Here is a 24,075-nt window from a genome sequence, read left to right on the forward strand (position 1 = left end):
CTTGGGGGAGCATTATGCCAAGGTACATAATTGAGAGAAATTTTGCCGAGCAGCTGAACGTTAGCGACGACGACAAAATTCACATCAAAGAGATCAATGACGAAGTCGGGGTCGAGTGGATTTTCTCGTTCCTCAGCGCAGACAAGCGCAAAACATACTGCCTGTATGAGGCCCCTGACGAGGAAAGCCTCAGAAAGGCGGCCGAGCGCCTTAACATCCCAGCCGATGTCATTACACCCGTGGATCAGATAGATCCCGGAATATTCACCTGAGTATTCGCAGTTCTAAAACCTAATCCGAGGCGATTTAACTGCGGGACAACGCATCGGAAGTCACAACTATATGAGGCAGCCGCGCAAGAAGCCTGATCTGAAAACAGGGAGGCCTATGCATGTACGACATAAAAACACTCGACGGAAACAAGGCAACTGTGGATCAAGGCGCTTTGGATACGCTTAATTCCTCGCTTCGCGGCGGCGTCTACTTACAGGGCACTCCGGAATATGAAGGCGCAAGAACAACATGGAACAGCATGTTCGAACGTCACCCTGGGTTCGTGATCCGCGCGATGGGGGCGAGCGACGTACAGAAAGCTGTAAACTTTGTTAGAGACGCCAGCCTCATAATGTCAATCCGATCAGGTGGGCATCAAATTGCAGGTCACGCTGTTGCAGACGAGACGGTATTACTCGATCTGTCCCAGATGCAATCGGTACACGTAGACCCTGTCAACAAGACTGCTAGGGTTGCACCGGGTGCATTGCTTGGCGATGTAGATCGCGAAACTCAGGCTCATGGGCTTGCTGTCCCTGTCGGCATCAATTCGACAACTGGAATCGCTGGCCTGACTCTTGGTGGCGGCTTTGGGTGGACGACGCGGAAATTCGGAATGACGATCGACAATCTTCTGTCGGCAGAAGTTGTGACGGCAGATGGGACGATTGTCACCGCCTCGCCCACAAGCCATCCGGAGCTTTTCTGGGCCATCCGCGGTGGAGGCGGCAATTTCGGCGTCGTGACCTCATTCGAGTTTCAGTTGCATGATCTTGGACCCGATGTTCTGTCCGGCCTGATCGTTCACCCGATCGAAAAGGCGCCAGAGCTGCTTGCAGAATTCGCAGCCATTGCAGATGATTCACCCGATGAGCTGACCGTCTGGAGCGTGATGCGAAAAGCTCCTCCTCTCCCGTTCCTACCAGAAGAGTGGCATGGGAGAGAGGTGCTGATTTTTGCAGCTTGCTACAGTGGTCCTATAGACGATGGTGAAAAAGCCTTGTCGGGTTTGCGCGCGCTAGGAGAACCGATTGCCGATGTCATCTCACCTCACAAGTTTGTAGACTGGCAAGCAGCATTCGACCCTTTGCTTACACCGGGCGCTCGGAATTATTGGAAAAGCCATGATTTCGAAGCGCTTTCCTCGGAAGCAATCACAGGTCTTCTCGAGGCGGTTTCCAGCCTTCCCGACCCTGCTTGCGAAGTATTTATTGCGCATGTAGGTGGCGCAATGGCACGCATTGAACCCCACTCAACAGCTTATCCGCAACGATCAGCACACTTCATAATGAATGTTCACACACGTTGGGAAGACCCGAGCAAGGATGATGAGTGCATTGCGTGGGCGCGGGGACTTTATAATCAGATGCGGCCTCATGCGACCGGTAGCGCGTATGTAAACTTTATGCCCGAAGACGAAGCGGATCATATGGCTGGTGCATACGGCCTAAACAGCGGGAAGCTTTCGAAAATAAAGGGCAGCTATGATCCAAAGAACCTGTTCAGGATTAATCACAACATAGTGCCTGAGTAGGGCCATCCGATTTGGAAAGGCCGATCTATTCGGACGCTTAGAGCTTATGCTTGATATTTGACAACGAGTATTCTGTTACGCGTTAAGACCACCAAATATTTTTCGCGTCAAAAATGTCGACACTGTCTTTTCCACTGTCAGGCGAATTCCGTGTTCCGCTGCGACGGCAGGGATTTGTTGACCAATTAGCCGCTTTGGGCTCGATGCTAACGCCGGAGCTATCGTGGCATCTTTTCGACTGCCTGACCTCGCTCAGGTGTGAGCGGCCCAAAGCGGTCACTCAGACAAATGCTGAAGTGCTGCATTCGCAGCCCGCATTGCTGGCATTCGCTGCAGACGCGAATTAACTGGGGCTGCAAGTATCCGTGTTGTCCCACGAAGTTGCCTATGAAGGTTTCGGTATGAAAGACCGGATTGTGGCAGCGGCGAAAGTCGCGGTTTGCCAAAGAAAAGCGTTCTCTTTCTATCTCCCCATGAACCACTTTCTAGGTGGTCCCATCGATACGGCACATTAGCGAACGGTGGTTTCTTGCGATGGCCATAATTGCGAAATGATAGTTGGGTCGTACTTTAAACGTCACCGATAGTCCGGCGGGACGATAACCGGTTTCACTTCACTACACCGAAACACGCTAGGTGCGCTCGCCTCGTTCCATCGAAAAAGTGTGATGTGCCAAAGGCCCGGGCGCCTTCGTGAGGGGTCAATCAATCCAATATGCCCGTCTGCTCTGATCCGATCAGCCGCGAGCCATGAGGACGGATCCCCACCGGCAGCTACGAGTTTGCGCCAGGGTTGACTGGCGAGTGCATAGATATCTGCGGCTTCGGGGCTGCGCAGATCGAACAACGCACATCGTTCCACCTCGAAAGTCAGCACAACCCGCGGGCGATCATCCTTTCTAACGTCCTGTCCGATGGCGACCCTTGCGCTTTCAACATCAGGGCTCAGATACAAAGCGTCTTGCCCGCGGCGATTAAACCGAGCGGGTGGGCGATCTGGTGCGCCGCGCATGAGGTGAACGTCTGGGTCATCGGCCCAAACAATCTTTACGAATTCCCCGGAAACTTCTGTCAGCATAATAGGTGGCACAGATCGCTTGCGCGTCGCGCAATGGGTGAGACGCAATGCGACGGACATTTTCCTAGTAAAGAGAAGACGCATGATACCTTGATTGAAATCACTTACTCATGTTTCCTCGCACTGTGTTGCATTCCCAAAGGCCTCTCGCATGAAGGTTCCAAAGATCGCCCTCCTTGGCGCAATTCTCGAGTCAAATCGTTTTGCACCCCCGGCTGATTTGTCAGACTTTAAGTCTCTGACATGGCTATCAGGCGATGCTTTGATGTCTGAGGCCAGATTCGCGACACCAAAGCTGGCAATAGAATTTGCAGCCTTTGTCAGGGCGATGGATGCTACGGGCGACTGGACGCCGGTACCCTGTATCTTGGCAGCCAGCCACCCGGCAGGTCCAGTACGAAAAACCGTGATCGAAGAGATCATAGTGACTTCGGAAGACATGCTTCGCTCAGCTGGCCCTGTTGACGCAGTCTACATCTGCAATCACGGCGCGATGGTTGCCGAGCATGACCACGACCCCGACGGTTTGTTGATGTCACACATTCGGAGAGTTGTCGGACCGGACGTACCTGTCGTTGCGACACTCGATCTGCATGCAAATATCTCACAGCAGATGGTCGATGCCTGTGACCTGATCGTCGGCTATCGGACCAATCCTCACGTCGATCAGATAGAACGTGGCGAGGAAGCCGCCTTTTCGCTGCGCCGGGTTTTGGCGTCGGGCGTCCGGCCCCAAACCGCGCATGTCAAACTGCCTCTTGTTCCGGCATCCGTAACCCTTCTAAGTGCCGAGCACCCGTATGGCACGCTGATCGACCACGGTCAGCGACGACAAGCCGAAGGCCGAGGTGAGATTCTAAACGTATCGATCTTCGGCAATTTCCTTTTCTCCGACACGCCCGACAATGGTCTGAGCATCGTTGTTACTGCGCGTGAGGACCAGAAGGCGGCCAGTGCACTGGCGGAAGAACTGGCAGACATGGCTTGGTCGTTGAGGAAGGATTTCGTTCGAAAACTGACATCCGTGACGGAAGCGATCTCGATTTCCGCCGACCAAGCGCGCGCGCCTGTGATTTTCTCCGATGCCGGTGACAATCCTGGTGGCGGCGGCAGTGGCAGGACGACAGAACTGTTAGCCGCTCTTCATGCGGCAAAAGCCGAAGAATGCCTGTTCGGTTCCTTTTGTGATCCGGAACTTGTGAACGAAGCCCATCGCATCGGTGTCGGCGGTAAATTCAGGGCACAATTCAACCGTTCTTCCGATTCCAGTGTTTTCTGGGCGCAGTGGGATGTGCCTTTCGAGGCGGATGCGGAGGTCTTGGGTCTTCACAATGGAGATGTGGTCGGTGAACTGGGAATGACGGCCGGTCGGAGATTGGCCCTGGGGCCATCCGCTGCGCTTCGTATTGGTGGCATCACCGTGGTAGTGATAACCGATCGCACGCAGACCGCCGATCCCGTGTTCTTTCACATGTTCGGACTGGATATTGCGTCGGCCCGGACCGTTGTTGTGAAATCCCGAGGCCACTTTCGGGCCGGGTTTTCCAACTGGTTTGGGCCAAACCAGGTTTTTGAGGTCGACACGGGCGGGCTTACGTCGCCAGTTTACGACCGCTGGCCGTTTGCGAATTTGCCACGACCGAACTTTCCGATGGACATCGACGCCTCGTGGTCGGCTCAGTTGCTGCGCTAAACGGGCTCTGAATACTTGTCATGCGGCGTCGTCAATTTGACAAACTGCATGAACTGGCGGGCAAGCTGAGATGGTGGCCTGCCTGATGGAAGAACAAAGCTGGTGTCATAAAAAATGGCGGCGTCAAATGGCCTGACGACGACACCTTCCATCCCCGACGACAACAACGGGAAGGGATTGATCAGCGTCACACCCAAACCCTCGCGGACAAGCTCCAGAGCGGCCATGTTCGTTGCCGTTTCGGCGACTTGTTTTGGACGAATTCCGGCGCGCGCAAAGATCTTTTCGGTGATCGCTCGCGTCCCCAGCCTTCTCAGAAACTCTATCAGCGCGACACCTTCCAGATCCTGCGGCGTCACCACTCGTTTTTCCGACAGCGGATGGTTGCTCGGCATGGCGCAGACCACCTGACTGCGGCGCCACGGCATGAGGTGAACACCAGTTCGTTGGATCATCGCACTCGTCAAACCAAGATCGTAGCGGAGGTCGAGAATGCCGGCGACCAGCACGTCTGTCGCCTGAATATCCAATTGAAGCTGCTTTCCTTCATTCTTCTTGAGAAAACTGGCGACCCTAGAGATGACAAAGTGATGCGCCAGTGTCGGCGGCACGATCAGACGCAACGGCTCGTTATCCGGAGTAGCCCATTCTGCGCCCTCGATATCGGCAAGCGTCTCGAAGATTGGGTCCAGTTTTTCGTTGAGGCGCAACGCTTCGTCGGTTGGGTCAATGCGTCCCGACCGGCGGAGAAACAGCGACCGTCCAACTCGGGCCTCGAGTTGCGACAAGGACCGGCTTACGGCAGACTGAGAAATCCCGAGACGCCGTGCGGCACCGATTGTCGTCCCAGTTGTGATCACGGCTCTTAGCGACTCGAACTCGCGCAGTCTGTGTCGGTGTTCCGTCATGCTGCATTCCTCCCACGGTATGAGCGATTGAACATCCAAACTCTTGGATTGATCTATGCAGAATTGCATTGCATTGAGTATTGGCAATGATTTTTGCGGTAGCTAGCCTTTTTTAATAGGGCGCGGGATCGGCCGAGGATTCGCCTATTCACAAGCGCCAAACAAACAGGGAGTCTTTTTGATGAGGAAACTCGCATCTGCGACAGCTGTCGCTGTCGGCATTTTGGCTTTCGGCGTCGGTGCTGTTTCGGCCGAAAAACTGACGATCGGCCTCGCTTCGGAGCCGACGTCGCTCGATCCGCATTTTCACAACTTGGGTCCGAACAACGCAATGTCCGTGCACATCTTTGACCGGCTGATCGCGCAGGATGAAAATCAGCGCCTATCACCGGGTCTTGCAGAGTCATGGGAGCCGATTGATGAATTGACTTGGGAGTTCAAGCTGCGTGAAGGCGTAAAGTTTCACGACGGAAGCGACTTTACGGCAGATGATGTAGTCTGCACCATGGCGCGCGCGCCGGACGTACCGAACTCTCCATCGGGATACGGCACCTATCTCAAGGGTAAGGAAGTCGTCAAGATCGATGACTACACGGTGCAATTCAAAACGGCCGCACCTTATCCGTTGATGGGCAATGACATTTCCACGATCCCTGTGATCTCAGAAGTGGGCTGCGAGGCAACGACGGAAGACTTCAACGCGGGTACGGCCGCCATCGGCACAGGGCCATTCAAGTTCCAAAGCTACACGCCGGGTGAAAGCATCGTGCTAGTACGGAACGACGGCTACTGGGGTGATGCGCCGATCTGGTCCGAGGTGGAATTCCGCCCGATCACCTCCGGTCCGAGCCGTGTTGCATCGCTTCTTGCCGGTGACGTCGACATGATATCGGGCGTCCCGACGACCGATATCACTACACTTCAGGGCAACGATGATATCCAGTTGAGCCAGGGCGTGTCCAACCGAGTGATCTATCTTCACATGGACCAATTCCGCGAGGATTCACCCTTTGTGAAGGCCAATGGTGGCGGCGATATCAAGAACCCGCTCATGGACGTCCGCGTCCGGAAGGCGATCAGCATGGCGATCAACCGCGATGCAATCGTTGAGCGTGTCATGGAGGGGGTTGCGTTACCCGCCGGCCAGCTTCTTCCCGAGGGGTTCTTTGGCGTGTCCGACAATTTGGACGTCGTGGCGTATGACCCGGACGGTGCTAAAGCGCTTCTGGCTGAAGCCGGTTATCCCGATGGATTTGAAATGACAATCCATGGGCCGAATGACCGCTACATCAACGACGCCAAAATCGCCGAGGCAATTGCGCAAATGTTGACCCGTGCTGGCGTCAAGACAGCCGTCGAAACCATGCCGCGTTCGGTATACTTTGGACGCGCTTCCAAAGGCAGCCCTGAGGGTCTGCCGGAATTCAGCTTTATCCTCGTCGGATGGGGCGCGGGGTCCGGCGAAGCGTCCTCGCCTCTCAAATCGCTGATCCATACCCATGACAAGGATGCGGGCTTTGGATCATCAAACCGTGGCCGACACTCGGATGCTGAAACCGACGCGCTGATCGAAGAAGCCTTGCGAACAGTCGATGACGCCAAGCGACAGGAACTGCTCGCCGCGGCGACAGAGCGCGCGATCGAGAATGTGGCAATCATTCCGACTCACTTCCAGGTCAACACCTGGGCGGCCAAAAAAGGTCTGAGCTACATCCCTCGGACCGACGAATACACTCTCGCGACAGGCGTCGTGAAAGAGTAACCGCAATGCATCCGGGCCGCCTTCGCAGCGGCCCGAAGCCTTTGCCCAGGGAATGTCCTCATGACCGTTTTTGTCATTCGCCGATTGCTGCAAGCAATGCTTGTTGTCTTTCTGATGTCGGTGATTGTCTTTTTTGGCGTCAACATCGTTGGTGACCCGGTCTACATGCTGGTAAGCCCCGACGCGGATCAGGCTGACATCGAAGCTGCCATTCGACGGCTTGGATTGGATCGGCCTATTTGGGAACAGTACTGGTTGTTCCTCAAAGGTGCAGCACAAGGTGACCTCGGCGATAGCTTCGTCTTCGGTGAGCCCGCGCTCAAACTGATCCTGCACCATATGCCTGCCACGATGGAACTGGCCTTCAGTGCACTCTTTCTTGCTATCGTGATCGGTATTCCATTGGGTCTTTATGCCGGGCTCTATCCCGATAGCCCGCTTTCCAAGGGAATCATGGCTGGCTCGATTCTCGGTTTCTCGCTGCCGACCTTCTGGGTCGGACTAATGCTCATCATGCTGTTTGCAGTCGAACTTAGATGGGTCCCGGCGACAGGGCGTGGCGATATCGGCTCGTTTCTTGGAATTCACAGCAGCCTTTTTACGCTCGATGGGTTGAGCCACATCTTCCTGCCTGCTCTCAACCTGGCACTTCTTAAGATTTCACTGGCAATCCGCCTTACCCGAGCGGGTGTCCGTGAAGCGATGGGGCAGGATTATGTGAAATACGCCCGGGCCAAGGGTCTTTCGACCCGACGCATCATTCTGGTGCATGTGATGAAGAACATCATGATCCCGGTTGTGACCGTCATGGGCCTCGAATTCGGCAGTTTGATCGGGTTCTCGGTGGTGACTGAATCGATCTTTGCATGGCCCGGAATGGGCAAACTGCTGATCGACGCAATACTGCAATTGGATCGGCCCGTCGTCGTCGCCTATCTGATGATCATCGTACTGTTTTTCGTGCTGATCAATCTGATCGTCGACATACTCTACTCGATCCTCGATCCGAGGGTTCGTTTGCAGGATCAGGGCGCATGACCGACACCGTCACAGATCATTCACTGACCCCCACCAAATCCCCGAAAGTCGAGACGCCGTTCCAGCGTTTTCGAGCCGAGTTCTTCGAAAGCAGGATCGCGACAGCGGCGCTCGGCATATTCCTGGTCATCGTTCTGCTGGCCATCCTGGCGCCCTGGATCACGCCGCAGAACCCCTACGATCTTGGTCAGGTCAGCGTCATGGATGGGCGCTTGCCTCCAGGTTCCGAAGCATTCGACGGATACACGATGTGGCTCGGCTCGGACGGGTCTGGACGCGATCTCTACTCGGCAATTCTCTATGGCTTGCGTATTTCTCTGACCGTTGGGCTTGCATCTGGAGTGATTGCCCTTCTGATCGGTATGGTGATTGGTCTGGTCGCGGCCTACGCCGGTGGCCGGACCGAAGCGTTCATCATGCGCATCGTGGACCTTCAACTGTCGTTCCCGGCATCGCTGGTAGCACTGATGATGGTTGCGGCACTTGGTAAGGGTGTCGACAAGATCATCCTTGCCCTCGTAATTGCGCAATGGGCATACTACGCCCGCACGGTCCGCGCGACCGCGCTTGTCGAGCGTGGCAAGGAATATGTTGAAGCCGCACAATGCCTCGGCATTTCGCGTTCGCGGATCGTCTTTCGGCATCTTCTCCCGAATTGCATGGCGCCTCTGATCGTCGTTGGCACGGTACAAACCGCCAGTGCGATCTCTTTGGAAGCGACGCTTTCGTTCCTTGGCGTAGGCCTTCCACAGACTGAGCCGTCGATTGGGGTGCTGATCGCAAATGGATTCGAATACATGCTTTCAGGACGCTACTGGATTTCCGTTTTTCCCGGCGTCGCGCTGTTAATGACGGTCGTGTCCATCAACCTTGTTGGCGACCATTTGCGCGATGTTCTGAATCCGAGGTTGAAGAGATGACGGCAGTACTCGAAGTCAGCGGGCTGAAGACCCACTTCTTCACGCATGCGGGTGTGGTCAAGGCCGTTAATGGTGTGGATTTCACCGTCTCCAAGGGCGAGGTCATGGGGCTAGTAGGTGAGTCCGGGTCGGGCAAGTCGATCACCGGGTTCTCCATCCTAGGGCTGATCGATCCTCCCGGGCGCATCGTCGATGGGTCAATCCGTTTTAATGGTGACGAGATCGCGAACGCACCGGAAGAGCGACTCAAATCCTTGCGTGGCAACCGAATCTCGATGATCTTTCAGGATCCGATGATGACGCTCAACCCGGTCTTGCGCGTCGATACGCAGATGATCGAGGCCATTCTCGCCCATGAAAACGTCAACCGCCAAACCGCCTGGGAAAGAAGCCGCGATGCGCTTGGATTGGTCGGCATCCCATCGCCGGAAGAGCGATTGCAGGCCTATCCGCATCAGCTTTCCGGTGGGATGCGGCAGCGCGTGGCGATTGCGACAGCCTTCCTGAACCAGCCGGACCTGATCATTGCCGACGAGCCGACGACCGCGCTCGACGTGACAATTCAGGCGCAGATCATCCACGAGGCCCAGAAGCTGACGAAACGCACGGGAACCGCGATGATCTGGATCACGCATGACCTGGCCGTTGTGGCGGGGCTCGCGGATCGGATATCAGTTATGTATGCCGGACGGATCGTTGAGCAGGGCGGCATCGACGATGTGATAGACCGTCCGCTGCATCCCTATACGGTTGGGCTTCTTGGATCTGTTCCGACCGCTAACCGGCGTGGGCAGCGCTTGTTCCAGATCGAAGGGATGACGCCGAATATGTTCGCCCTTCCTGAAGGGTGCGCCTTTGGTCCTCGCTGTCAGGCTCGGACGGCAGCTTGTTCCGAACAACCCCAGATTAAGGACGTGGATGGCCGCCGCCTTCGCTGTTTCAACCCGCAGCGTACGGAGGAGACTACGCTATGACAGAGCCGCTCGTTGAAATCCGAGGCGTTTCGAAGCGCTTCACCAAGCGTTTGGACGTAGCGGGGAAAATCGCGCAGCGACTTGGCGCAAACATCCGTGAAGAAACTGTCCATGCAGTCGATAATGTAAACCTGTCGATCCAAAAGGGCGAAGTTCTGGGATTGGTCGGCGAGTCTGGCTGCGGCAAGTCCACGCTGGGACGTGTTGTGGCCGGCATTCACGCCGCTAGTGATGGGCAGATGTTCTATGAAGGCAAAGATGTCGCGACGTTGAGCGGCTCCGATAAACGCGCGGCAACCCTCGCTATTCAGATGATCTTTCAGGACCCTTTTGCCAGCCTCAACCCGCGTATGCGCGTCGAAGATATCATCGGTGAAGCACCGCGTATGCATGGGAGCGTCAGCAAGGCAGAGAGTGCGGATTACGTGGACGACGTTATGCGTAAGGTCGGCCTCGACCCGTCGCTCAAGCGGCGCTACGCACATCAGTTTTCCGGTGGGCAAAGGCAGCGGATCGTGATCGCGCGTGCGCTCGCCGTGAAGCCGAAGTTCCTTGTTTGCGACGAGGCCATCGCTGCGCTGGACGTATCGATCCAAGCGCAGGTTATCAACCTGTTCATGGACCTGCGCGAGGAGCTGGGCCTGACGTATTTGTTTATCAGCCATGACCTGAGCGTCGTCGAACACATCGCCGACCGCGTGGCGATCATGTATCTGGGCCGCATTGTCGAGAGCGCATCGACAGAGGAAATCTTCTCTGACCCACGCCATCCCTACACGAAAGCTCTGCTTGCAGAGGCTCCGCGCCTTGATCAGCGCCGGCGTGAGTTTGCCCCGATTGACGGGGAAATTCCGTCGCCGCTCGATCCACCATCTGGATGTACCTTTCACCCGCGTTGCCCGGTGGCGACCGCTGAGTGCCGCACCACCGTTCCTGAACTGAAAGCCGGGCGCGGCGGGCGCGAAACAGCCTGCCTGCTGGAACACGCCGAAACCGTTTGAACGAGAAGCTGGAGAGCCCCTTGAAAAACGCCGATCCGATCTGGGACCACGTTGACCGCCATCGTGATGATTTTATCGCATTGTCTGACCGCGTCTTTGACACGCCCGAGACGCTTTACGCCGAGTACAAGTCCGTCGCTGAACATGTGCAGATGTTACGCGCTCAAGGTTTCAAGATAACAGAGAATGCAGCTGGCATTCCTACGGCCGTGATTGGCGAGGCAGGAGACGAGGGTCCGGTGATCGCCATCCTCGGCGAGTTCGATGCGCTGCCATATCTGAGCCAAGCGCCAGGTGTGGCTGAACATCAGCCGATTGAAGAGGGCGGCAACGGGCATGGGTGTGGTCACAATCTGCTCGGCGCCGCCGCACTCTTGGCTGCCACGGCGGTGAAAGACTGGTTGGCCGAAAACGGCATCAAGGGCCGTGTGCGGTACTATGGCTGCCCCGCCGAAGAAGGGGGCGCGGCCAAGACGTACATGGTGCGCGAAGGACTGTTCGATGATGTCGACGCGGCCATCTCCTGGCATCCAGCAACCTTCACAGGCGTGAATGAGGCCAAATCGCTCGCGAACACCCGGATCGACTTCACTTTTCATGGAAAAGCCGCCCATGCTGCTGGCGCGCCTGAATTGGGCCGGTCCGCGCTTGATGCGGTTGAACTGATGAACATCGGTGTGAATTATCTGCGCGAGCACATGCCCGACAGCGCCCGGGTGCACTACGCCTATCTCGATGCAGGTGGCGTTGCGCCGAACGTGGTGCAAGCCAAGGCCACGGTGCGCCAGCTCGTCCGCGCCAGTTCGCTACCCGACCTCGCCGATCTGGTTACGCGTGTCAGAAAGATTGCAGACGGTGCGGCGTTGATGACCGGAACGCAGGTCACAAGTCAGGTCTTTTCCGGCGTTTCAAACCTGCTTGGAAACCGTCCTTTGGAAGAAACCATGCAGCATGAGCTAAAGAAACTCGGACCCGTCGCCTTTGACGAGTCAGACCTCAGCTTTGCCCGCGAGATTCAGACTACATTGACCACGGCTGACATCAACACGACCTTCAAGCGGATCGGAGCCAAGCCGAAAAAGGATCTCGCACTCTGCGACTTCATAGCTCCTCTTGATCGCCACAGCGATGGCGGCGAAGGCTCAACAGATGTCGGGGATGTGAGTTGGGCTGTTCCGACAGTTCAGGCGCGGGTCGCGACCTGCGCCATTGGAACGCCATTTCATACCTGGCAAACAGTTGCACAAGGCAAGGCGCCCGCAGCGCACAAAGGCATGATCTATGCCGCAAAGGCAATGGCCGCGACGGCCTGTCGATTGGTTGAGGACCCGTCACGCATTGACGCTGCGCGCGCGACGCATCAGGACCATCTGGGAGAAACGCCGTATACATGTCCGATTCCTGACGACGTACGCCCACCTGTCTGAGGGAAGGTGATCATGACCCGCGCTGCTGCCATAGACAACGCCGCCGAGTATTTTGATAGCGGTCGATTTGCAACCGATCTTAGCGAACTGGTTGCCCATGAGACAGAGAGCCAGACACCAGAGAAAGCCGCGGAACTTCCGCTCTTTCTTGAAGAAGCCCTCGTTCCGCGCCTGCGCGGTCTTGGGTTCTCCTGTGCAATCCACCCGAACCCTGTGCCGGATGCAGGTCCGATCCTTGTCGCTGAACGCATCGAGGACGACTCGAGCCCAACGATCCTGTCCTATGGGCATGGCGACGTGACCCGCGCGCAAACTGATCAGTGGCGAAACGGGCTTCACCCGTTTCGTCTCGTCGATGATGGTAATCGCCTCTTCGGACGCGGTACCGCTGACAACAAGGGACAGCACCTCATCAACTTAGCTGCGTTGAGCTCCGTCATCGACGCTCGTGGATCACTCGGCTTCAACATTCGGATCCTTGTTGAAATGGGTGAGGAGATGGGGTCGCCGGGGCTGTCGAATTTTTGCGCCACGCACAAAGAAAACCTTGCCGCGGATGTCCTGATCGCATCGGACGGACCACGCCTTCAGTCAGACACTCCGACGATGTTCATGGGTTCACGGGGCGGCTATTCGTTCGACCTCATTGTTGACCTTCGAGACGGTGCGCATCATTCCGGCAACTGGGGCGGTTTACTTGCCGACCCCGCGATGATCCTTGCACAAGCCCTCTCGACGATCACCGATGTGAGGGGCCAAATCCAAATACCAGAGTGGCGACCGACCAGCCTAACCGAAGAGATCCGGCATGCCCTGCGCAACTTGCCGGTAGGCGAAGATGGCGGTCCGAAGATTGACGAAGACTGGGGCGAGGAAAGTCTGACACCGGCCGAACGGGTCTTCGGCTGGAACAGTTTTGCGATCCTCGCGATGAAAAGCGGTGTCCCCGAAGCGCCGGTTAACGCGATCTCGGGATATGCCAAGGCCGCCTGCCAGCTCCGCTTCGTTGTTGGCACCGATCAATCCGGTATCCTGCCGGCCCTTCGTCGCCACCTTGATGCAAGAGGATTTGAGATCGTTAATATCAAACCTCATGACCGTGGATTCTTTGATGCGACGCGGACATCGCCGGATCATCCTTGGGTGTCGTTTGTCGCGCGTTCGCTGGAAGATACCTCCGGAAAGCAGCCACATATTCTGCCAAATCTCGCCGGTTCCCTACCCAATGAGGTCTTTTCCGATGTGCTCGGCCTCCCAACGGTTTGGGTGCCTCATTCCTATCGTGGCTGTTCGCAGCACGCGCCCAACGAACACGTGTTGAAGTCGGTGTCGCGTGATGCATTGCGGGCAATGGCCGGGCTTTTCTGGGATATTGGTGACCTTGCCAGGCCACTCTGACCGCGCGCCACAAAGGATTTCATCCATACCTGGATCGGGCGGGTATCGCACTCCCGACTGTAAATGACCGCTTTCACGGATTGCGGGAGTTGTTATCGCATATGGAGCGAACGTCTTCTTCCCGCCCTTCAAGTCGGAAAGCTGGAATAACACCATACGCTCAAAGGTGGGCTATAAGGTGGATAGAAATACAGATACCCGCCTTAAGTGATTGAAAAATATAATAATATTATGGAAATTTGGTGCCCAGGAGAGGACTCGAACCTCCACGTCCATACGGACACTAGCACCTGAAGCTAGCGCGTCTACCAATTCCGCCACCTGGGCAGGTGTCGTGGAGGGGCGTTTAAGCCTACTGGCGGAAGGCGTCAACCGGATTCGGAAAGTTTTTTGAAAGTTTTTTAACCACTGCTTTCAACCGTCTGTGCCGCGTTGCTTTTTCGTGGCTGCGCGGCGTTATTGCGCCTTGTTTGAAAGGGCATTGGGCGGTAGATCGGATCAGGACCCAATAGCAGGAGCCCTCAAATGTCCAAACTGGTCACGATTTATGGCGGATCCGGATTTGTCGGCCGGTATATTGCGCGACGTCTGGCGAATGAAGGCTGGCGCGTTCGGGTTGCGGTGCGCCGTCCGAACGAAGCGATGTTTGTTAGACCCTACGGTGCGGTGGGGCAAGTCGAACCTGTCCTGTGTAACATCCGCGATGACGCTTCGGTTGCTTTGGCGATGCGGGGGGCTGATGCGGTGGTGAACTGTGTTGGTGTGTTGAACGAGATTGGCCGGAATGAATTCGATACCGTTCAAACCGAAGGGGCTGAACGCGTTGCGCGTCTAGCAGCCGCTGAAGGTGTAAACCGTATGGTCCATATCTCGGCCATTGGTGCTAATGCCGAGGCGGGGAGCGAATATTCTCGTACCAAAGCGCGGGGAGAGGCCGGTGTTCTGGCGCATATGCCGGGTGCAATGATCCTGCGCCCTTCGGTGATTTTCGGAACCGAGGATCAGTTCTTCAACCGTTTCGCTGCGATGACCCGAATGGGGCCATTTCTGCCGCTGGTCGGGGCCCAGACGCAATTTCAGCCGGTCTATGTGGATGATGTCGCCAAGGCTGCGGTGCAGGGCGTGCTGGGGCAGGCCAGCGGGGGTGTCTACGAATTGGGCGGACCCGAAGTGAAAACCTTCCGTGCGTTGATGCTGCAGATGCTGGATGTGATCAACCGCCATCGGATTGTCCTTGGGATTCCCTTTTGGGTGGCCCGGATCATGGCGGGAATGCTGGACATAATGAAATTTGCGAGCTTTCAGTTGTTTCCGAACAATATCCTGACGCGTGATCAGCTCAAGAATCTGCGTCACGACAATGTTGTCTCAGATAGCGCGCTTGGCTTTGCCGATCTGGGGATCGAGCCGGCGACGCTGGATTCGGTCCTGCCGGATTATCTGTGGAAGTTCCGCCCCTCGGGTCAGTATGATGACATACAGAACTCGGCCAGCAATATGCGGACCTGATCAGCTGTAGGCGATGACCAGAAGGATTGCGCCCACTACTACGCGGTAGATCACGTATGGCGTAAAGCTGACGCTGCGCAACAGGCGCATCATTAGCGACAAGGCAAGCAGCGCAGACAGAAACGCAAAGAACGCAGCAACAGCACTGTCGAACGCCAGTTGGGCATTTGCCTGGCGGATGACCTCTGTGGACAGCAGCGCTCCGGATGCCAGAATCGTGGGTATGGACATCAACATCGCGATGCGTGCACCGTCTTCGCGGCTGTATCCAAGCTGGCGCGCCCCGGTGATCGTGATCCCGGACCGGGATGTTCCGGGGATCAGCGCCAGAACTTGCCACAGGCCCATGATCATCGCATCGCGCAGGCCCCAGTCAGAGGTTTCTTTGCTTTGCGGCCCTTTCTGGTCCATCCAGTAGAGCAATATGCCGAACCCCAGCATCGTCCAGCCGATGACCGTCATTGAGCGCAGAGACTGGCTGAGCCCGGTTTTGAACAGGATCGCTCCGACAATGACGGTTGGGATCGTGGCCAGAATCAGCCCCAGGGCCAATCGGGCTTGTGGTGTATCGGTGCGCCCCAAAAGAGCCTGCGGCAGTCCGGAAATCGCCATTTTCACATCAGACCAGAAATACAGAATTACGGCGCCCAGAGTGCCCACATGCACAGCGACATCGATGGCCAACCCCTGATCGTCCATACCGGTCAGGCTGGGTAAAAGTATCAGATGACCCGAAGATGAGATCGGCAGAAATTCGGTAATTCCCTGAATGACTGCTGCAAGAATCAACTGAAAAAGACTCATTTACCTGCCCGTGCTGCCGCCACGTGTTCTTTGTGATCCCTGCGTATAAGCGCGGTAAGGAAAAGAAAAGGATGCAAATAGGTCCGAATCGGAACTAATATCCTGTATTTCTCACTGGTCATCGGTGGAATCCAGCAAAGTTTTTGAAAAAAGGTCAGCACACTTGACTTTTAATCCCCCTACGCATCTTTTAAAGAGGCGCGACCAAGCCAATTCATGGAGTCTGACCCGTGGCCAAGCAACCGATGCTGAAATTTGTGCAGATCGACCGAGTAATGCCGGAAAAACGGGCCGCAGATGCCCGTACGGAAGACTTTGACGAAATCTATGCCGAATTCGCTGCTGCCAAAGCTGAAGAACAGGCCAGCCGCTGCAGCCAATGCGGTGTGCCTTATTGTCAGTCGCATTGCCCGCTGCACAACAACATCCCCGACTGGCTGAACTTGACCGCAACGGGCCGTCTGGAAGAGGCCTATCACACCAGTCAGGCCACCAACACCTTCCCCGAGATTTGTGGGCGCATCTGCCCACAGGACCGCCTGTGCGAAGGGAATTGCGTGATCGAACAATCTGGGCACGGCACTGTTACCATTGGCTCGATCGAGAAATATATCACCGACACAGCCTGGGAAAAGGGGTGGGTCAAGCCGGTCGTGCCGGGTGCTGAGCGCCGCGAAAGCGTCGGCATCATCGGCGGCGGCCCTGGTGGGCTGGCAGCGGCGGACATGCTGCGCCGTGCGGGTATTCAGGTCTCCGTGTATGATCGCCATGACCGGGCAGGCGGACTGCTGATGTATGGAATTCCGGGCTTTAAGCTGGAAAAAGACGTTGTTCAGCGCCGCAATGACCTGTTGGCTGATGGCGGGGTTGAGTTCGTTCTGAATTGCGACGTGGACGCCGCCAAATTCGCGGAAATCCGTTCCAAACATGATGCGATTATCATCGCAACCGGCGTTTACAAGTCGCGCGACCTGTCCATGCCTGGCAGCGGTTTGACGGGTATTGAAAAGGCCATCGACTTCCTGACAGCCTCGAACCGCAAAAGCTTTGGCGATGAGGTCGAAGATTTCGACAATGGCCGTTTGAATGCCGAAGGCAAAAAAGTTGTCGTGATCGGTGGCGGTGATACCGCGATGGATTGCGTGCGGACTTCGATCCGTCAGGGTGCGACCTCGGTCAAATGCCTGTATCGACGCGACCGCGCGAACATGCCCGGATCGCAGCGCGAAACGCAGAATGCCGAGGAAGAAGGCGTCGTATTCGAATGGCTAAGCGCACCAAAGGGCTTTACCGGCGATGATCAGGTTTCCGGCGTTATGGTCCAGAAGATGCGTCTGGGTCAGCCCGATGCCACCGGCCGTCAGGCCCCCGAGTTGATCGAAGGCGCGGACTATGTCGAAGACGCTGATCTGGTGATCAAGGCGCTGGGGTTCGAGCCCGAAGACCTGCCCACCCTGTTTGGCCAGCCTGACCTGCCCGTGACTCGCTGGGGCACTGTAAAAGCAGCGTTCGAGACCGGCGAGACCGAGATGGACGGGGTTTATGCCATCGGTGACATCGTGCGCGGTGCCTCGCTGGTGGTCTGGGCGATCCGCGATGGGCGCGACTGCGCCGACGCGATCCTTGACCGTTTCAACAACACGGCTGCGGTTGCAGCCGAATAAGCCCCGCGACAGGAGGGACAGAGATGCCCGAATTGCAAGGCCAATGTATGTGCGGCGCGGTCACAGTGACTGCCACCCCGGCGAAAGATTCGTTGGGCGCGTGCCATTGCGACCAGTGTCGCCGCTGGACCAGCTCGATGCTGATAACGTTTCCCGCGCAAGAGGGGTATGCGGCCCTTGGGCCGGTTAAGACCTTTACGTCCTCGGATTGGGCGGAACGTGCATTTTGCGCCGATTGCGGATCGGCCCTTTGGTACCGGATCACGCTGCCGGGTGAAATGCACGGGCATACCCAAATGGCAGCAGGCCTGTTCGACGACACGGACAATCCGCTGCAACTGGAACTTTATATCGACAAAAAGCCTGACGGGTACGCGTTCGCAGGCGAGCGTCGGCAGATGACCAAAGCTGAGGTCGAAGCCATGTACGGCCTGCCGGAAGAAGGAGACAGCCAATGACCAAATATGATGCCGATTGGGTGCGGGCCGAAGAAGCCAAACGTCAGTTCATGGCCGAAAACGGTCTCTATTCCGAGGAAGAAGAGCATTCGTCCTGCGGTGTGGGTCTTGTGGTCTCAGTCGATGGCAAGCCGTCACGCAAGGTTGTGGATGCTGGCATCGCCGCGCTCAAGGCGATCTGGCACCGCGGCGCGGTAGATGCGGATGGCAAGACCGGCGACGGCGCGGGTATCCATGTGCAAATCCCGGTTCCTTTCTTCTATGACCAGATCCGTCGCACTGGGCACGAGCCCAAATTGGATCAGCTGATCGCGGTTGGTCAGGTCTTTCTGCCCCGCACCGATTTCGGCGCGCAGGAACAGTGCCGGACCATCGTGGAATCCGAAGTGCTGCGCATGGGTTATTATATCTATGGCTGGCGCCACGTTCCGGTTGATGTCACCTGCCTCGGCGAAAAGGCCAACGCGACCCGGCCCGAGATTGAGCAGATCCTGATCTCGAATTCCAAAGGCGTGGACGAAGAGACATTCGAGCGTGAGCTTTATGTCATCCGTCGTCGCATTGAAAAGGCTGCCGCAGCGGCCGGGATTTCCGGGCTGTATCTGGCGTCACTGTCCTGCCGGTCAATCATCTACAAGGGCATGATGCTGGCCGAGCAGGTTGCGGTTTTCTACCCCGATCTGATGGATGAACGGTTCGAATCCGCCTTTGCCATCTATCACCAGCGCTATTCGACCAACACTTTCCCGCAATGGTGGCTCGCCCAGCCCTTCCGCATGCTGGCCCATAACGGTGAGATCAACACCCTCAGGGGCAACGTCAACTGGATGAAAAGCCATGAAATCCGCATGGCCAGCGGCACCTTTGGCGATTACGCCGAGGATATCAAACCGATCATCGCTGGTGGATCGTCGGATTCTGCCGCATTAGACTCTGTATTCGAAGTTTTGGTGCGCGCAGGCCGCTCGGCCCCGATGGCGAAAACCATGCTGGTGCCCGAAAGCTGGTCCAAGCAAGCGGTGGAACTGCCGCAGGCCTGGCGCGACATGTATTCTTACTGCAACTCGGTGATGGAACCCTGGGATGGCCCTGCCGCGTTGGCCATGACCGATGGCCGCTGGGTCTGTGCCGGTCTTGACCGGAATGGATTGCGTCCGATGCGTTATGTGGTCACTGGAGATGGTCTTGTAATTGCAGGCTCCGAGGCCGGGATGGTCCCGATTGATGAGGCCAGTGTGACCGAAAAAGGCGCGTTGGGCCCGGGCCAAATGCTGGCCGTGGATTTGAAAAAGGGCAAGCTGTATCGCGATACGCAGATCAAGAACAAGCTGGCCCGCGCACTGCCATTCGGCGATTGGGTCGGCAAGATCAACGATTTGGACGAGTCTCTGGCTGGAATCACCGAAGCGCCGATCTATTCGGGCGAGGAGCTGCGCAAGCGTCAGATCGCCGCCGGATATTCGATCGAGGAACTGGAGCAGATTCTGGCGCCAATGGCCGAAGATGGCAAAGAGGCACTGGCTTCGATGGGGGATGACACGCCATCCGCTGTTCTGTCGAAACAGTACCGTCCGCTCAGCCATTTCTTCCGCCAGAACTTCAGCCAGGTGACCAACCCTCCCATCGACTCGTTGCGCGAATATCGTGTGATGTCGCTGAAAACCCGGTTTGGAAACCTGAAAAACGTGCTGGATGAAGACAGCAGCCAAACCGAAATTATTGTGCTGGAAAGCCCGTTTGTGGGCAATGCCCAATGGGAAGCACTGGCTGAAAACTTCAATGCTCCATTGGCAGAAATCGACTGTAGCTTTGAAGCCGGACAAGGGGCGCTGGGCGCAGCTTTGGCCCGTATTAGAGCCGAAGCCGAAGAGGCCGTGCGCTCGGGCGCGGGGCATTTGGTGTTGTCCGACATGAATTCAGGTCAGGGTCGCGTAGCGATGCCGATGATCCTGGCAACAAGCGCGGTGCATTCGCATCTGACCCGCAAGGGTCTGCGCACATTCTGCTCGCTGAACGTGCGGTCGGCGGAATGCGTTGATCCGCATTACTTCGCCGTTCTGATCGGGTGCGGGGCCACTGTGGTCAACGCCTATCTGGCCGAAGATTCTCTGGCCGATCGTATTGATCGCGGGTTGCTGGATGGCAGCCTGACCGAAAATGTCGCGCGGTACCGCGAGGCGATTGACCAGGGCTTGCTGAAAATCATGGCCAAGATGGGGATTTCGGTGATCTCATCCTATCGTGGCGGATTGAACTTTGAGGCTGTGGGCCTCAGCCGTGCCATGGTCGCCGAGTTTTTTCCCGGTATGACCAGCCGGATTTCCGGCATCGGTGTTACCGGCATTCAATCCAAGGCCGAAGAGATCCATGCCAAGGGCTGGGAAAGCGGTCTGGATGTTCTGCCGATCGGTGGTTTCTATAAGGCCCGTAAATCAGGCGAGACCCATGCGTGGGAAGCGACCTCGATGCATATGCTGCAGATGGCCTGCAACAAGGCGTCTTACGAGCTGTGGAAGCAGTATTCGGCCAAGATGCAATCGAACCCGCCGATCCATCTGCGCGACCTGATGGATTTCAAACCGCTGAGCAAGCCGATCCCGATTGAAGAGGTGGAATCTATCACCTCGATCCGCAAACGGTTCGTGACGCCGGGCATGTCGCTGGGGGCGCTGTCGCCCGAGGCGCACAAGACGCTGAACGTTGCGATGAACCGGATCGGGGCGAAATCCGACAGCGGCGAGGGCGGCGAAGATCCGGCGCATTTCGTGCCGGAACCCAATGGTGACAACCCCTCGGCCAAGATCAAACAGGTGGCTTCGGGCCGGTTCGGTGTAACCGCCGAATACCTGAACCAGTGCGAAGAGCTGGAAATCAAGGTTGCCCAGGGTGCCAAACCCGGTGAGGGCGGGCAGTTGCCTGGCATGAAGGTCACCGACCTGATTGCGCGCCTGCGCCATTCGACCAAGGGTGTAACACTGATCTCACCGCCGCCGCACCACGATATCTATTCGATCGAGGATCTGGCGCAGTTGATCTATGATCTGAAACAGATCAACCCGCGCTGTAAGGTGACGGTCAAGCTGGTGGCGTCCTCGGGTGTTGGCACGATTGCTGCAGGTGTAGCCAAGGCAAAAGCGGACATTATCCTTATTTCGGGTCACAATGGCGGCACCGGCGCGTCGCCTGCGACATCCATCAAATATGCTGGTCTGCCGTGGGAGATGGGCCTGACCGAGGCGCATCAGGTTCTGGCGATGAACAACCTGCGGGATCGCGTGACCCTGCGAACCGATGGCGGCTTGCGTACCGGTCGTGACATCGTCATGGCCGCGATGATGGGGGCCGAGGAATACGGTATAGGCACTGCCGCCCTTATCGCGATGGGCTGTATCATGGTGCGTCAGTGCCAGTCCAACACTTGCCCAGTTGGCGTGTGTACTCAGGACGAAAGCCTGCGCGCCAAATTCACCGGTAATGCCGATAAGGTCGTCAACCTGATCACCTTCTACGCGCAAGAAGTGCGCGAGCTGCTGGCCAGCCTGGGTGCGCGCTCGATTGACGAGATCATCGGTCGGGCAGATCTGCTAGCGCAGGTCAGCCGAGGGTCGGCGCATCTGGATGATCTGGACCTCAACCCGCTGCTGATCACCGTCGATGGTGCCCATAACATCGTCTATAATCGCGACAGAGACCGGAACGCGGTGCCCGATACGCTGGATGCGGAAATCGTGCGCGATGCCGCCCGGTTCCTGAAAGACGGCGAGAAAATGCAGCTGTCTTACGCAGTGCAAAACACGCACCGAACCGTTGGGACGCGGGTTTCCAGCCATATCGTGCTAAATTTCGGGATGCGGAACACGTTCCAGTCGGATCACCTGCACGTGAAGCTGCAGGGCTCTGCCGGTCAGTCGCTGGGAGCGTTTGCAGCGCCGGGACTCAAGCTTGAAGTTTCGGGTGATGCCAATGACTATGTCGGAAAGGGCTTGTCTGGTGGTATGATTGTTGTGCGTCCACCGCAGGTCAGCCCGCTGAAGGCGGATGACAACACCATCATTGGCAACACGGTTCTGTATGGGGCCACGGACGGGTATCTGTTTGCAGCAGGCCGCGCCGGGGAACGGTTCGCTGTGCGCAATTCAGGCGCCAAGGTGGTGATCGAAGGCTGCGGCTCGAACGGGTGCGAATACATGACCGGCGGGGTCGCCGTGATCCTGGGCAGTATCGGCGCCAATTTCGGAGCGGGCATGACAGGCGGCATGGCTTACCTGTACGACCCCGACGGCAAGGCGCAGGCGCTGATGAATATGGAAACGCTGGTGACATGCCCCGTGACCATTGGCCATTGGGAAGATCAGCTGAAATCGCTGATCGAAACCCATCAGGCCGAAACCATTAGCCGCAAGGCTGCGGATATCCTGCAGCACTGGGAGGTCGAGAAGGCGAACTTTATCCAGGTCTGCCCGAAAGAGATGCTGAACAAGCTCAGCCATCCGTTGGCGGTCGAGGCAACAGCTGTTCCTGCAGAGTAATCTGAGGGCCAATGAAAATGGCAACCCCGCGTGTCTTTTAAACCACGTGGGGTTTTCTTTTATTGGTCCTAGGTGGTCGTTTGCTTGTCGAAACGGGCCCAATAAGCCTAGATTTCGTCACTTTTTGTTCGGAAGTTGCGGTTAGGCTGCTGTGCAGTCGTGCGAATGCGTAGGAGTCTGTTAGATGCCAACCACCTATCTTGATCAGTTTTATTCGTTTGACCCCGCGAATCCGCCACCGGGCGGTACATCGGTAGTTGTTGATAAATTCAACCTCACCGATGTGGATGACGATGGCGAGATCGACGCGCCCAGCGGGGATACGGTAAACGGCCAGGATGTAACTTCGTCGTGGCCGGGTGATGTTGTTACGATTAACGTGACAGGCGTTGGCAATGTCACCTATACCGGCACGACCTTCTATCTTGCTGACGGAACCCGTGTCTTTACACCAACAGACGGGCAGGTTCTGCAACCGGGCACGTTTGTCTCATCAACATTTGTCAACACGCAGGGGCCGCTAGATGTTGGCAATCTTGGCCCGCCCTGTTTCACCCCCGGAACGCTGATCGAAACGCCTGACGGCGCTTGCTCAGTCGAAGATCTGAAGCCCGGCGATATGGTCATCACATCGGACAACGGTGCGCAGCCGCTGCTTTGGGTGGGGCGGACCACGGTTGAGGCCGAAGGCAAGCTGGCGCCCATTCGGTTTGAGGCTGGCGTGCTAGGGCTGGAACAGCCTTTGATCGTGTCGCCACAGCACCGGATGCTGGTCTCGGACTGGCGGGCGCCGTATTTGTTCGGCCATTCCGAAGTGCTGATCGCAGCGCATTGCCTGGTCAACGGGGATTCTGTTACGCGTGTTGAGGGTGGTCAGATCGACTATATTCATCTTCTCTTTTCGCGCCATGAGATCGTCATTGCAAATGGGGCCAAAAGCGAAAGTTATTACCCGGGGCACGCGCTCTCTCAGTCTGACGCCGAGACAAAGGCTGAAGTTCTGGCCCTGTTTCCCGAATTGCAGACCCGCGACGCGGTCCTGCCAGAAACCGCCCGCCCCGTGATACGCCCGCGCGAGGCGCGCGCTTTGGCGATTTAATCCGTT

18 protein-coding genes and 1 tRNA gene are annotated in these 24,075 nt (G+C 56.8%); 15 read left to right on the forward strand and 4 right to left on the reverse strand.

Annotation, left to right across the window (positions count from 1 at the left end; all coding sequences use genetic code 11):
- The first annotated feature begins 14 nt into the window (after positions 1–14).
- Both AC2FFB_RS16125 and AC2FFB_RS16130 read left to right on the forward strand, forming a co-directional pair.
- Positions 15–272 (forward strand): DUF4242 domain-containing protein, encoded by a 258-nt coding sequence (locus tag AC2FFB_RS16125; protein WP_142640326.1) that lies wholly within the window; start codon positions 15–17, stop codon positions 270–272.
- A gap of 158 nt (positions 273–430) precedes the next feature.
- Positions 431–1,807, forward strand: a complete 1,377-nt coding sequence (locus AC2FFB_RS16130) for an FAD-binding oxidoreductase (protein WP_496875185.1) — start codon at positions 431–433, stop codon at positions 1,805–1,807.
- Positions 1,808–2,384: 577 nt separating this feature from the next.
- Here AC2FFB_RS16130 and AC2FFB_RS16135 read toward each other — a convergent pair.
- A complete protein-coding gene (locus AC2FFB_RS16135) occupies positions 2,385–2,885 on the reverse strand; it encodes an RES family NAD+ phosphorylase (RefSeq protein ID WP_185956750.1) in 501 nt (166 codons plus the stop codon).
- Positions 2,886–3,036: 151 nt separating this feature from the next.
- Between AC2FFB_RS16135 and AC2FFB_RS16140 the strand changes: the two genes are divergently transcribed.
- Positions 3,037–4,578 (forward strand): M81 family metallopeptidase, encoded by a 1,542-nt coding sequence (locus AC2FFB_RS16140; protein WP_496875186.1) that lies wholly within the window; start codon positions 3,037–3,039, stop codon positions 4,576–4,578.
- Here AC2FFB_RS16140 and AC2FFB_RS16145 read toward each other — a convergent pair.
- Positions 4,575–5,555: a LysR family transcriptional regulator gene (locus tag AC2FFB_RS16145; protein WP_334223322.1), complete on the reverse strand. Its 981-nt coding sequence runs from the start codon at positions 5,553–5,555 to the stop codon at positions 4,575–4,577. The genes AC2FFB_RS16140 and AC2FFB_RS16145 overlap by 4 nt on opposite strands.
- Positions 5,556–5,667: 112 nt before the next feature.
- Between AC2FFB_RS16145 and AC2FFB_RS16150 the strand changes: the two genes are divergently transcribed.
- The 7 genes from AC2FFB_RS16150 to AC2FFB_RS16180 are packed head-to-tail and all read left to right on the forward strand — an operon-like array spanning position 5,668 to position 14,006.
- Positions 5,668–7,248, forward strand: a complete 1,581-nt coding sequence (locus AC2FFB_RS16150) for an ABC transporter substrate-binding protein (protein WP_496875187.1) — start codon at positions 5,668–5,670, stop codon at positions 7,246–7,248.
- A gap of 60 nt (positions 7,249–7,308) precedes the next feature.
- Positions 7,309–8,286, forward strand: coding sequence for an ABC transporter permease (locus tag AC2FFB_RS16155; RefSeq protein WP_142640320.1), 978 nt, complete (start codon positions 7,309–7,311; stop codon positions 8,284–8,286).
- A complete protein-coding gene (locus AC2FFB_RS16160; protein WP_142640319.1) occupies positions 8,283–9,206 on the forward strand; it encodes an ABC transporter permease in 924 nt (307 codons plus the stop codon). Before AC2FFB_RS16155 ends, AC2FFB_RS16160 begins: the two co-directional genes overlap by 4 nt.
- The gene (locus AC2FFB_RS16165; RefSeq protein ID WP_142640318.1) at positions 9,203–10,180 is read left to right on the forward strand and encodes an ABC transporter ATP-binding protein; all 978 of its coding nucleotides are present in this window, start codon (positions 9,203–9,205) and stop codon (positions 10,178–10,180) included. The genes AC2FFB_RS16160 and AC2FFB_RS16165 overlap by 4 nt, the downstream gene beginning before the upstream one ends.
- Entirely contained in the window at positions 10,177–11,181 is a 1,005-nt protein-coding gene (locus AC2FFB_RS16170; protein ID WP_142640317.1) for an ABC transporter ATP-binding protein, read from the forward strand. The genes AC2FFB_RS16165 and AC2FFB_RS16170 overlap by 4 nt, the downstream gene beginning before the upstream one ends.
- Before the next feature lie 20 nt (positions 11,182–11,201).
- Positions 11,202–12,608 carry an amidohydrolase gene (locus tag AC2FFB_RS16175; RefSeq protein WP_496875188.1) on the forward strand — a complete coding sequence of 469 codons (1,407 nt, stop codon included), beginning with the start codon at positions 11,202–11,204 and terminating at the stop codon, positions 12,606–12,608.
- A gap of 12 nt (positions 12,609–12,620) precedes the next feature.
- The gene (locus AC2FFB_RS16180; RefSeq protein ID WP_496714188.1) at positions 12,621–14,006 is read left to right on the forward strand and encodes a M20 family metallopeptidase; all 1,386 of its coding nucleotides are present in this window, start codon (positions 12,621–12,623) and stop codon (positions 14,004–14,006) included.
- Positions 14,007–14,246: 240 nt separating this feature from the next.
- On the opposite strand, the gene AC2FFB_RS16185 is transcribed toward AC2FFB_RS16180, so the two are convergent.
- A tRNA-Leu gene (locus AC2FFB_RS16185) sits at positions 14,247–14,333 on the reverse strand.
- A gap of 198 nt (positions 14,334–14,531) precedes the next feature.
- Here AC2FFB_RS16185 and AC2FFB_RS16190 point away from each other — a divergent pair.
- On the forward strand, positions 14,532–15,515 hold the full coding sequence (locus AC2FFB_RS16190; protein ID WP_496694629.1) for a complex I NDUFA9 subunit family protein: 984 nt from the start codon (positions 14,532–14,534) through the stop codon (positions 15,513–15,515).
- On the opposite strand, the gene AC2FFB_RS16195 is transcribed toward AC2FFB_RS16190, so the two are convergent.
- Positions 15,516–16,319, reverse strand: a complete 804-nt coding sequence (locus AC2FFB_RS16195) for an undecaprenyl-diphosphate phosphatase (protein ID WP_142640289.1) — start codon at positions 16,317–16,319, stop codon at positions 15,516–15,518. It abuts the gene before it with no gap.
- Positions 16,320–16,549: 230 nt separating this feature from the next.
- Here AC2FFB_RS16195 and AC2FFB_RS16200 point away from each other — a divergent pair, with 230 nt between their 5' ends.
- The 4 genes from AC2FFB_RS16200 to AC2FFB_RS16215 all read left to right on the forward strand — a co-directional run bounded on the left by AC2FFB_RS16200 (position 16,550) and on the right by AC2FFB_RS16215 (position 24,069).
- On the forward strand, positions 16,550–17,983 hold the full coding sequence (locus AC2FFB_RS16200) for an NAD(P)-dependent oxidoreductase (RefSeq protein ID WP_271951679.1): 1,434 nt from the start codon (positions 16,550–16,552) through the stop codon (positions 17,981–17,983).
- A gap of 23 nt (positions 17,984–18,006) precedes the next feature.
- Positions 18,007–18,441 (forward strand): GFA family protein, encoded by a 435-nt coding sequence (locus AC2FFB_RS16205; protein WP_281995942.1) that lies wholly within the window; start codon positions 18,007–18,009, stop codon positions 18,439–18,441.
- Complete coding sequence (gltB, locus tag AC2FFB_RS16210; protein ID WP_496875189.1) at positions 18,438–22,970, forward strand: glutamate synthase large subunit; 4,533 nt, start codon at positions 18,438–18,440, stop codon at positions 22,968–22,970. The genes AC2FFB_RS16205 and gltB overlap by 4 nt, the downstream gene beginning before the upstream one ends.
- A 184-nt stretch (positions 22,971–23,154) precedes the next feature.
- Positions 23,155–24,069, forward strand: a complete 915-nt coding sequence (locus AC2FFB_RS16215; RefSeq protein WP_142640281.1) for a Hint domain-containing protein — start codon at positions 23,155–23,157, stop codon at positions 24,067–24,069.
- Positions 24,070–24,075 lie beyond the last annotated feature (6 nt).

Source organism: Ruegeria sp. YTSA219, from assembly GCF_059609985.1.